Source organism: Paenilisteria portnoyi, from assembly GCF_014322795.1.
GTDB classification, from domain to species: Bacteria; Bacillota; Bacilli; order Lactobacillales; family Listeriaceae; genus Listeria_A; species Listeria_A portnoyi.
In genome coordinates this window covers 57,720-67,781 of record NZ_JAASTT010000020.1, presented here as the reverse complement: position 1 = coordinate 67,781, position 10,062 = coordinate 57,720, and the positions used below count along the sequence as shown (strand labels likewise).

Genomic DNA, 10,062 nt, shown 5'->3' with positions numbered 1-10,062 from the left:
TATTCCACAGTAGCTCAGTTGGTAGAGCAATCGGCTGTTAACCGATCGGTCGCAAGTTCGAGTCTTGCCTGTGGAGCCTTATTTTTGTTTAACTAGAGTTTTGAGGTGTGTTAGAAGTATCTGAATATTAGTGCTTCCATAGCTCAGTAGGTAGAGCACTTCCATGGTAAGGAAGAGGTCACCAGTTCGAATCTGGTTGGAAGCTTCATTATAATATAAATAATGTCTGGTAGTTATTGCGAGAAGGTCACACCCGTTCCCATCCCGAACACGGAAGTTAAGTTTCTCAGCGTCGATGGTAGTAGGGGGCTTCCCCCTGTGAGAGTAGATCATTGCCAGGCAAATGATGTATGATAGTCTATGAAATCGTAATTGATTTGTAGGCTATTTTTTATGCTTAGGATTGGAGGATGGTTGGTTTGGATTTAGATGATGTGAGGAATATACGGATTGTTAACTCGGGGTTGGGTAATTCTTTTAAATCGGCGGTAAGTTGTACAGAAAAGTTGATTGGGATTCAGGCACAGTATCAGCAATTTGGTGAAATCAGCTTATTTCATCGGGTGGATGGGCTGACTAGGGATGCCTTGGATCAGATATATGCTCGGAATGAAATTATTAAGCTTTGGGGGCAAAGGACTACGGTGCATTTATACGTACCAGAGGATTGGAAAAACTTACACAAGATTTATTCGCCTAGAAGAACGTGGGTTAGGAAGCATTGTGAGGAGTTAGGTGTGGATTTGGACGATTTGTTGGTGGGAATCGATAGGCTTGGAAGATCGGAACGGTTTATAGCGAAAGAAGAGCTGGCTGAGTTGATGGGGGATCAGGCTAAAAAGTTAATGACTTGGGGTGGTGTCTTGATTGAGGCGTCTTTGCTGGGTCATATTTATGCTGTGCCAGAGAGGCCGAGTACGCGTTTTTATGCGCATCGGAAATGGGTGGATGGGATATCGCAGGATTCATGGCAGGATAATGTGGATGAATATGCAATAGATAGGTTTTTATCTCGGTATTTAGCTTGCTATGGTCCTGCTACTTTGGCTGATTTTAAGCATTGGAGTGGTTTGCCGAACTATGCTTTTTTGGATGCTTTTCGTAGGATTGAGGATGGATTGGGTCGTTTTGATATTGACGGGAAGGTGTATTATTATCCAGAGGGTAAATTTGATTTAAGGCAGCGGGAAGTGATTCCACAGGTGAAATTGCTAGGAAAATTTGATCCGCTTTTTGTGAGTTATGCTGATAAGGGGTGGCTTGCAGATGCTAAGTATGAGAAGGAAATTTGGCGGGCTGCGGGGCATATTGAGGCTGTACTGCTGATTGATGGTGAAATTCGGGGAACGTGGCGGTATGTAATTAAGGGGGAGGCGATTCGCTTTACTTGCTTTGCTTTTGGACGGATTTCTGCGAGCGATAAGAAGCGTGTTTCTGTTGAAGCTGAACGGCTGTCGGTGTTTCTTGGGAAGAAGTTGCAGGGAATTGAATATGAATAAAAACACAACCGGATTGTTTTGCACCGATTGTGTCGCGTTCTTTATAAAAATGGGTTTTCAGACCAGTATTGGAGTGGTAGTTCCATGCGTACGGTCTTGTTTGGATCAACCACTTGGCAGATTCGAAGGTCACCTGCGAGTGAAAGCAGCATGATGGCTTCGGCTTGTGTTGCCTTTGTTGCGTCTGTCAAAAGTTGAACCATGTTCTTTGTTGCGATTAGGCTGGCGTCGTCAAGTGTTGGTGCGGACGCGATAGTGATGATTTTTTCGTCGTTGATTAGACTTGGTGTCGGCCAGTTTTTATTTTTAACTACTTGGAGGCGCATCGTGATTTGGCTAGCAATTTCAGCGCCGGAAACAGATACTTCTCCGTCTGCCATTGCAGCGTGTACGTCACCAAGAGCGAGCAGAGCACCAGAGACGTTAATCGGAAGGAATAGTGTTACGCCTTCTGTAATCTCTTTGCAGTCCATATTGCCGCCGTGCGCGTCTGGTGTGCCACATGAGATAGGCTTGCCGGCAGGTGCTGTTCCGATAACGCCGATCATTTTGTTGAGAGGAACAGTGATTTCTTTTGAAAAAATAAGTTGGTCATTTACAATTGGAAATTGGCGGATAGTGTTTTCTGTTAGGTCATCACCAAGGACGCCTAAATTCGGGCCCGTTAACATTGTTGCGTCGCCAATTAATTGAATTTTCTCTATAGTTACAGCCAGTATGTCTCCAGGCTCTGCGTCCTTGATGAAAATGGGACCAGTTGCTGGATTAACCCTATTCCAATCAAGGCGATGGAATGGCTGATGTTCGGATTTAATTTGGTTTTCAAAGCAGTCATACGTTTCTATCGTAACTACTGCGCCATTATCAACTGTCATGCTTGGTTCTGCGTTCTTATCCATTGCATAAATAACATGTTGTTTCGTCGTGGGATGCATCAAAATTTCTCCTTTCTTTTAGAGTGGTGGTGCTTCAAGTAACAATGAATAATTAAATTTATTGGAGTACTTTGATAAAGTATAGCATCTCTCTAAAACGAAGTACATGGACATATTGTGAACAGTTTGAGTCGTATTGTTTGCTTTTGACGGCTTTTATTGCTTAGATTGTTAGATATATTTTGGAGATGATGATTTACTGCGGTTTCTGGCAGTTTTTTTGAGGATTTCAAGTGGTTTAAAATATGAAAAATACTTTTATTTTATTTGTCAGATTGCGTGGATAGAAAAACCTTTCTTTGCGCGGGGTGTTTTTTTGTACTATAATAGGCAGGGTATAGGATCGTGTGAGAGTGAGGTGTGCGTGATGTCGGATGATTTTGTGAAATTGGATCACGTTAGTTATAAATATGAGGATGAAGATAATTTTGCGGTGAAGAATGTTTCTTTTACGGTGAAAAGGGGCGAGTGGTTGGCGCTGGTCGGGCATAATGGGTCTGGAAAGTCAACGATTGCAAAACTCTTGAACGGATTGTTGTTCCCAACGGAGGGGATGGTCAAAATTGGACACTTCAAATTGGGTGAAAAAACGATTTGGGATATTCGGAAGCAAGTTGGGATGGTATTTCAAAATCCGGATAATCAGTTTGTTGGAGCAACGGTGCAGGATGACGTGGCGTTTGGACTTGAGAATCACGGTGTGCCGCATGAATTGATGGTGAAACGTGTGGAGAGTGCGCTGGATGAGGTCGGAATGCAAGGTTACGCGTTACATGAGCCATCTCGTCTTTCGGGTGGTCAGAAGCAGCGTGTGGCGATTGCGGGGGTTCTTGCTTTGCAGCCAGACGTGATTATTTTGGATGAGGCGACGTCGATGCTTGATCCGCGTGGTCGTGCCGAGGTGATGGAAACGATTCGGGTGATGCGGGAACGCGAGGCGATTACGGTGATTTCGATTACGCATGATTTGGATGAGGTTGTGATGGCGGACCGGGTTATCGTGATGAATAAAGGCGAGCGGCACCTTGAAGGAACGCCGAAAGAAGTTTTTGCGCAGGCAGATGAAATGCGTCGAATCGGGCTTGGCGTACCTTTTATCACGTCGTTGCAGGAAAAATTAGAGCAGTCAGGGATTGCGCTATCGGATCGAAGCTTGATGGAAGGGGCGTTAATGGATCAATTATGGAAATTACATTCGAACAAGTAGGTTATTGTTATCAGAAAAATTCTCCTTTTGAGACGCGGGCGCTTCAGGATGTCAACGTGACGATTGAATCTGGGAGTTATACGGCGATTATTGGGCATACGGGCTCTGGAAAGTCGACGTTATTGCAGCATTTGAATGCATTGTTATTACCGACGGAGGGTGTGGTGACGCTAGGGGACCGGGTTATTAAGGCTGGCGAAAAGCAAAAAGGATTGCGTGATTTGCGGGAACGTGTGGGCATTGTTTTTCAGTTTCCAGAGGCGCAGTTATTTGAGGAGACGGTGGAAAAGGATATTTGTTTTGGACCGCTAAATTTTGGTGTGTCGGAAGAGGATGCGAAGGCGCGGGCACGTAAGGTGATTGTCGAGGTCGGATTGACGGAGGAAATTTTGATGCGTTCGCCGTTTGAACTTTCTGGTGGTCAGATGCGACGTGTGGCGATTGCTGGTGTTTTGGCGATGGATCCGCGGGTTTTGGTGCTTGATGAACCGACAGCGGGGCTCGATCCGAACGGGCGGAAGGAGATTATGGAGATGTTTGCGACGCTGCACAGGACGAAAGGGTTGACGACGGTTCTTGTGACGCATAGCATGGAAGATACGGCGACTTACGCGGAAAAAGTGATTTTGATGAAGGGTGGAACGGTGGAACAGGTTGCGACGCCGCGGGAAATTTTTAGTCAGCCAGATGCGTTGATGGACTTAGGACTCTCGGTTCCGGATGTGGTGCATTTTCAGCGGAATTTTGAGCAGCGGTTTGCGGTGAAGCTTGAGAAAACGTGTTTGACGATTGATGAATTGGTGGGAGAAATGGTGCCGTACCTTGGGAAGGGCGTGGCGAGCCAATGATGGAGAAGATGATTCTCGGTCGGTTTATCCCCGGTGAATCGTGGCTACATCGCCTAGACCCTCGTGCAAAAATTACAGCCGTGATGTATTTTATTATCATTGTGTTTCTCGCGAATAATTGGCTTACATATGCGTTATTATTTGTGTTTGTACTGAGTTTGTTATTTGCGTCGCGCGTGCCGTTTATGTTCTTTATAAAAGGGCTGCAACCGGTGTTTTGGCTGATTATTTTGACGTTGTTGTTGCAGGTGTTTTTTACGCAGGGCGGAACGACGTATTTTGAATGGGGACCGATTCACGTGACGAGTCTCGGAATGATGAACGGGGCGATGATTTTTGCGCGGTTTGTGTTGATTATATTTATGACAACGCTATTGACGCTTACAACGAGTCCAATTGAGTTGACGGATGGGATTGAGAGTATGTTGGCGTTGCTTCGGTTCGTGCGGTTTCCAGTGCATGAGTTGGCGTTGATGCTTAGTATTGCATTGCGGTTTATTCCAACGCTAATGGATGAGACGGAGAAAATTATGAAGGCGCAAAAGGCCCGCGGGGTGGAGTTTTCAAGTGGTCCAATCAAAGACCGGATGAAGGCGATTGTGCCGCTGCTCGTGCCGCTTTTTATCAGTGCGTTTAAGCGTGCGGAGGATTTGGCGATAGCGATGGAAGCGCGCGGTTATCGTGGTGGTAAGGGCAGGACGAAATTTAGACTGCTTGCGTGGCGGTTTTCGGATACATTTTTGCTGGTGATGATGTTGGTAGTAACGGCATTGTTGGTTTGGCTGCGATCATAAGATGAGGTGTAAGAAATGAAGCGATTTAAGGCAGTAATTCAATATGATGGGACTAATTTTGTCGGTTATCAGATTCAGCCGAATGGGCGAACGGTGCAGGAGGAAATTGAAAAAGCGCTATTGCGGATGCATAAAGGTGACGTGGTGAAGATTGTCGGCTCTGGGCGAACAGATACGGGCGTTCATGCAAAAGGTCAGGTGATTCATTTCGATTCACCGCTTGCGATACCACCGGCAAAATATCGGAAAGCGTTGCAGACTTTCACGCCATATGATATTAGTATTGTTTCTGTGGAGGAAGTGGAGACTGATTTTCACGCGCGTTTTGGGACGATTGGAAAAGAATATCGCTATTTTGTCCAGCGTTCGGAGTTTTTTGACCCCTTCGCGCGGCATTTTACGCTACATTTTCCTTATAAATTAGATATTTCTCGGATGCGTGAGGCGGCGGATGTTCTGACTGGTGAGCATGATTTTACGAGTTTTTGTGCGGCTGGATCTGGTCGTGAGGATAAAGTTCGGACGATTTATGCGATCGAGATTATCGAAGAGGATGATACGCTGGTTTTTTCTTTTAAAGGAAACGGCTTTTTGTATAATATGGTTCGGATTTTGGTTGGAACGTTGCTTGATGTTGGGAATAATCGGTTGACGGTGGCACAGGTCAAAGCGAATTTGGAAGCGCGAGATCGGACGCAAGGTGCCAAAACAGCGCCGCCACAGGGATTATACCTATGGGAAGTCTACTATAAGTAAAATCAGCGCGCCGACAAACACTCATCTACGTCGTTAAAGACTCCGTTCCAGTGCTCATGTACAAATCGTACATTCCGCGCTGGTACTCGCCTTTGCCTAGTATCTGAGCATTTGTCGGCACGCTGATAAGTTTCGCGGAAAACGTGCCTATTTAAAGTAGTTTGAAATTTTTTCTTCAATCGCATTGACTTTTTGCGATAAAGACTGTATTATTGACTATGGTATTGTTTGCCCCACAATAAGCCCCGGAAGGTTGTTGTGTTGAACAAAACAATGGAAATTTTAATAAATCAAATCGAAAAGCAGATCGTGGGCTATGGAACAGTTTACTGATCGCATTTTTCTTAAAATCTAGGAGGGAAAATTATGCGTACGACTTATATGGCGAAAACAGGCGAAGTAGAGCGTAAATGGTATGTTGTTGATGCTACAGGTATTCCGCTTGGCCGTTTATCTAGTGAAGTAGCTTCAATCTTACGTGGTAAAATTAAACCACAATTTACTCCTCATGTTGATACAGGGGACTTCGTAATTATTATTAATGCAGGTAAAATTGCTCTAACAGGTAAGAAAGCAACTGACAAAATTTACTACCGTCACTCTCAATATCCAGGCGGTTTGAAATCACGTACAGCGGGTGACCTACGTACGAATAATCCAGAGAGATTGCTAGAACTTTCTATCAAAGGAATGCTTCCAAAGAACTCTCTAGGACGTCAAATTTTCAAGAAATTACACGTTTATGGTGGCGCTGAGCACGAACATGCAGCACAAAAACCAGAAGTGTATCAATTACGCGGATAATTAGAAGAGGAGGGAAATATAGTGGCTCAAGTACAATATTATGGAACAGGTCGTCGTAAAAGCTCAGTAGCTCGTGTACGTTTAGTACCAGGCGATGGCAAAGTAGTTATCAACGGTAGAGATTGGGAAGATTACATTCCATTCGCGGCTCTTCGCGAAGTTATTAAACAACCATTAGTTGCAACTGAAACTCTAGGAAACTATGATGTTTTAGTAAACGTAAACGGTGGTGGTTATACTGGTCAAGCTGGCGCAATCCGTCACGGTATTTCACGTGCATTGCTACAAGTTGCACCAGATTACCGTTCTCCATTAAAACGTGCAGGTCTGTTAACTCGTGACCCACGTATGAAAGAACGTAAAAAACCAGGTCTTAAAGGCGCGCGTCGTGCACCTCAGTTCTCAAAACGTTAAGACAAACTTTCAAGGCTCTCATCTTTTGGATGGGGGTCTTTTTCTAGTATTATTAGTAGAATGACCATGTTTTTATGAAAGTAACAGAGTTTAGTGAAATGGAGATTGAATCATGACGACTAATTTTTGGGCAGAGTTGCCGAAGCCTTTTTTTGTTTTAGCACCAATGGAAGATGTGACGGATGTTGTTTTTCGACATGTTGTGAAAGAGGCTGGTGCGCCGGATGTCTTTTTTACTGAGTTTACGAATTCGGATAGTTATTGTCATCCTGATGGTATTGAGAGTGTGCGTGGGCGGTTGGTTTTTACGGAGGATGAGCAGCCGATTGTGGCGCATATTTGGGGTGATAAGCCTGAGTTTTTCCGGGAAATGAGTATTGGTTTGGCGGAGATGGGATTTAAGGGGATAGACATTAATATGGGCTGTCCGGTTCCGAATGTCGCGGGGCGTGGAAAGGGCAGTGGGCTTATTTTGCGGCCGGAAGTAGCGGCGGATTTGATTGAAGCGGCGAAGGCTGGTGGGATTCCGGTCAGTGTCAAAACGCGGATTGGTTATGCGGAATTGGATGAGCTAGAAAATTGGATTACGCATTTGCTTGAGCAGGATATTGCGAATCTATCTGTCCATCTGCGGACTCGGAATGAGATGAGTAAGGCCGATGCGCATTGGGAACTGATTCCTCAAGTGATGGCGATTCGTGATCGTGTGGCGCCTCAGACGTTGATTACGATTAACGGGGATATTCTGGATCGTGAAGTGGGCTTGGAACTTGCGGAGAAGTATGGCGTGGATGGGATTATGATTGGACGCGGTATTTTCAAGAATCCGTATGCGTTTGAAAAAGTGAAGAAGGAACATACGGCGCAGGAGTTGATTGGATTATTGCGACTACAGCTTGATTTACAAGATCAATTTGCTGAGTTGGTTCCGCGTTCAATTACAGGATTGCATCGCTTCTTTAAAATTTATGTAAAGGGGTTTCCAGGCGCGAATGACCTGCGAATCCAATTGATGGGAACGAAATCGACGGAAGAGGTTAGGAAAGTTTTGGCTGAATTTCAAAAATAAAAAAAGCAGGGAATTACGAACGCCATTTTTGTATGGTTGGGACGGGATTTCCTGCTTTTTTGTATGGGGTTAGCTAACGATTGTTCTGGCTTTTGGACTATCTCCTGAATCGGCTAGAATGGCTTGAGCGTACCTAGTCACGAATTGATCAATTGTGATGTTACCAAAACTAGGATTGTGCTTTTTCAAATCGTCGTAGATTTTGTCGGATGAGCGTTGGTATTGACTCATTTTGATGAAGGCGTCTACGAGTTTTTCTGGAACGTGATTGGCGAGTAGTGCGCTTTTATATTGTTCGTCTGTGATTTCGACAACATTTAGATTGTCCCAGCCTAATTGGGCCTTTAATTTCTCTGCAAATTGGTGGAGTGTGAACATATCACTGAGTGCGTAATGAACGGTTTTGTCTGGAGGTGTGTTCGTAATGAGCGGGTACACAACGTCAGCAATGTCGGCTGGATCGACGTAGTAGGATAGCGTATCGCCAGGAATATTCGTATAGATGGTTTGCGTGTCTTTAATTGTGTTTAAGTGGGCGAAGAGGTTGTTGTAAAAACCGGTTGGGCGTAAGAAAGCGATATTAGTATCTGTCAGTGAACGTAGCGTATTTTCAATAATATGGTAGGCGTAAAGTGCTCCAGCTTGTTCACCAGCATCTGCGCCGATACTGCTAAGATTGACTACGTTTTTCACGCCGGATTTTTGAATAGCTGCAGTAAAAATGTCAGCCTGGGACTTCGCGATTGTGAATAAATCCTCTCCTGTTCCTGTGGCAATCATCAAATAAACAACATCACGACCGCTAAATTGTTCTGTTAAAAAATCTACGTCGGCCATGCTTCCAACTGCGGCTTTGGCTCCCAATGCTTCAATTGCTGGGATGCGTTCTTCTTGCGATGTGATGACGGTCACTTCATGCCCGTCTGTGATGAGTTTTGGAGCGACAATCCGATTAATATTTCCAAGTGAACCTAAAAGTGTGATTTTCATAATATATGTCTCCTTTTATTAAAAGATAATACTATCTTTTATGATACTGTCAGTATAAAAGATAAGTCTATCTTTGTCAAGGTTGAAGTTTTGGTTGATTTGAAGTACACTGTATTTATTATGAGAAAAAAAGACTTTAGTAAAATTGATAAAATCCAAGATGCCACTGTTGAATTAATACTAAAGGAAGGAGCAGCTGCAGTTTCTACAATACGGATAGCTAAGAAAGTCGGGATTTCCCAGTCTAATGTTTATTTGTATTTTAAGAATAAAGATGAGCTAATTGATAGTGTTTTTGCTAGAGAAATGGGGAAAGTGAAATTTGAACAACAGGAGATGAATGATAAGACGCTTCGGTTTGAACAGCGATTTGAAGCTTATATTCGTTCGCTGTATGATTTTGCGTTGACTGATCCTGATAGCCTCGTTTTAATTCGGGAGATTAAATTTTTGAAAGGTCAGCAGCAGGAGATTAATCCTACTGAAATGGGGAATTCTAACGTTGTGGAGGAGCTTTTGCAAACTGGAATTACTGAAAAAATAATCAAACCATTGCCAATTGCGTTGATTATGGGGTTTGTTTTTAATACGATTCAGGCGCATAGTATGAACATTTTGAAGGGAGTTTATACGGAGGCTGACTGTGATTATTCGGAAATTTCCCAGTTGATATGGAGTGCTCTGGTGGTTAGTGATTAAATGGGCGCAAAAAAACACGACTTCGCTGGGAAATCGTGTTTTTGCTT

At 44.0% G+C, this 10,062-nt stretch carries 11 protein-coding genes, 2 tRNA genes and 1 rRNA gene; 12 read left to right on the top strand and 2 right to left on the bottom strand.

Features of this window, described 5'->3' with window-relative positions; all coding sequences use genetic code 11:
- The first annotated feature begins 3 nt into the window (after positions 1 to 3).
- The 4 genes from HCJ66_RS12855 to HCJ66_RS12840 all read left to right on the top strand — a co-directional run bounded on the left by HCJ66_RS12855 (position 4) and on the right by HCJ66_RS12840 (position 1,499).
- Positions 4 to 76, top strand: a tRNA-Asn gene (locus HCJ66_RS12855).
- 56 nt (positions 77 to 132) lie between these two features.
- Positions 133 to 205, top strand: a tRNA-Thr gene (locus tag HCJ66_RS12850).
- A 20-nt stretch (positions 206 to 225) separates the two neighbouring features.
- Positions 226 to 341 (top strand): 5S ribosomal RNA (gene rrf, locus HCJ66_RS12845).
- 78 nt (positions 342 to 419) lie between these two features.
- Positions 420 to 1,499, top strand: a complete 1,080-nt coding sequence (locus HCJ66_RS12840; RefSeq protein ID WP_187133496.1) for a winged helix DNA-binding domain-containing protein — start codon at positions 420 to 422, stop codon at positions 1,497 to 1,499.
- A 41-nt stretch (positions 1,500 to 1,540) separates the two neighbouring features.
- On the opposite strand, the gene HCJ66_RS12835 is transcribed toward HCJ66_RS12840, so the two are convergent.
- The gene (locus HCJ66_RS12835; protein ID WP_187133495.1) at positions 1,541 to 2,434 is read right to left on the bottom strand and encodes an acetamidase/formamidase family protein; all 894 of its coding nucleotides are present in this window, start codon (positions 2,432 to 2,434) and stop codon (positions 1,541 to 1,543) included.
- Positions 2,435 to 2,801: 367 nt separating this feature from the next.
- On the opposite strand from HCJ66_RS12835, the gene HCJ66_RS12830 reads away from it, so the two are divergent.
- The 7 genes from HCJ66_RS12830 to HCJ66_RS12800 all read left to right on the top strand — a co-directional run bounded on the left by HCJ66_RS12830 (position 2,802) and on the right by HCJ66_RS12800 (position 8,326).
- Positions 2,802 to 3,641 carry an energy-coupling factor ABC transporter ATP-binding protein gene (locus HCJ66_RS12830; RefSeq protein ID WP_187133494.1) on the top strand — a complete coding sequence of 280 codons (840 nt, stop codon included), beginning with the start codon at positions 2,802 to 2,804 and terminating at the stop codon, positions 3,639 to 3,641.
- Positions 3,617 to 4,489 carry an energy-coupling factor ABC transporter ATP-binding protein gene (locus HCJ66_RS12825; RefSeq protein ID WP_187133493.1) on the top strand — a complete coding sequence of 291 codons (873 nt, stop codon included), beginning with the start codon at positions 3,617 to 3,619 and terminating at the stop codon, positions 4,487 to 4,489. The genes HCJ66_RS12830 and HCJ66_RS12825 overlap by 25 nt, the downstream gene beginning before the upstream one ends.
- Entirely contained in the window at positions 4,486 to 5,283 is a 798-nt protein-coding gene (locus HCJ66_RS12820) for an energy-coupling factor transporter transmembrane component T family protein (protein WP_187133492.1), read from the top strand. Before HCJ66_RS12825 ends, HCJ66_RS12820 begins: the two co-directional genes overlap by 4 nt.
- 15 nt (positions 5,284 to 5,298) lie before the next feature.
- Positions 5,299 to 6,039 (top strand): tRNA pseudouridine(38-40) synthase TruA, encoded by a 741-nt coding sequence (truA, locus tag HCJ66_RS12815; protein WP_187133491.1) that lies wholly within the window; start codon positions 5,299 to 5,301, stop codon positions 6,037 to 6,039.
- A 366-nt stretch (positions 6,040 to 6,405) separates the two neighbouring features.
- The gene (gene rplM / locus HCJ66_RS12810; protein WP_036059868.1) at positions 6,406 to 6,843 is read left to right on the top strand and encodes a 50S ribosomal protein L13; all 438 of its coding nucleotides are present in this window, start codon (positions 6,406 to 6,408) and stop codon (positions 6,841 to 6,843) included.
- Positions 6,844 to 6,864: 21 nt separating this feature from the next.
- Complete coding sequence (gene rpsI / locus HCJ66_RS12805; RefSeq protein ID WP_036065752.1) at positions 6,865 to 7,257, top strand: 30S ribosomal protein S9; 393 nt, start codon at positions 6,865 to 6,867, stop codon at positions 7,255 to 7,257.
- A gap of 112 nt (positions 7,258 to 7,369) precedes the next feature.
- Entirely contained in the window at positions 7,370 to 8,326 is a 957-nt protein-coding gene (locus HCJ66_RS12800) for a tRNA dihydrouridine synthase (RefSeq protein WP_187133490.1), read from the top strand.
- 69 nt (positions 8,327 to 8,395) lie between these two features.
- Here the strand turns inward: HCJ66_RS12800 and HCJ66_RS12795 are convergent, their stop codons facing one another.
- Positions 8,396 to 9,316, bottom strand: a complete 921-nt coding sequence (locus HCJ66_RS12795; RefSeq protein ID WP_187133489.1) for an SDR family oxidoreductase — start codon at positions 9,314 to 9,316, stop codon at positions 8,396 to 8,398.
- A gap of 90 nt (positions 9,317 to 9,406) precedes the next feature.
- On the opposite strand from HCJ66_RS12795, the gene HCJ66_RS12790 reads away from it, so the two are divergent.
- Positions 9,407 to 10,015: a TetR/AcrR family transcriptional regulator gene (locus HCJ66_RS12790; protein ID WP_187133488.1), complete on the top strand. Its 609-nt coding sequence runs from the start codon at positions 9,407 to 9,409 to the stop codon at positions 10,013 to 10,015.
- The last annotated feature ends 47 nt before the right edge of the window (positions 10,016 to 10,062 follow it).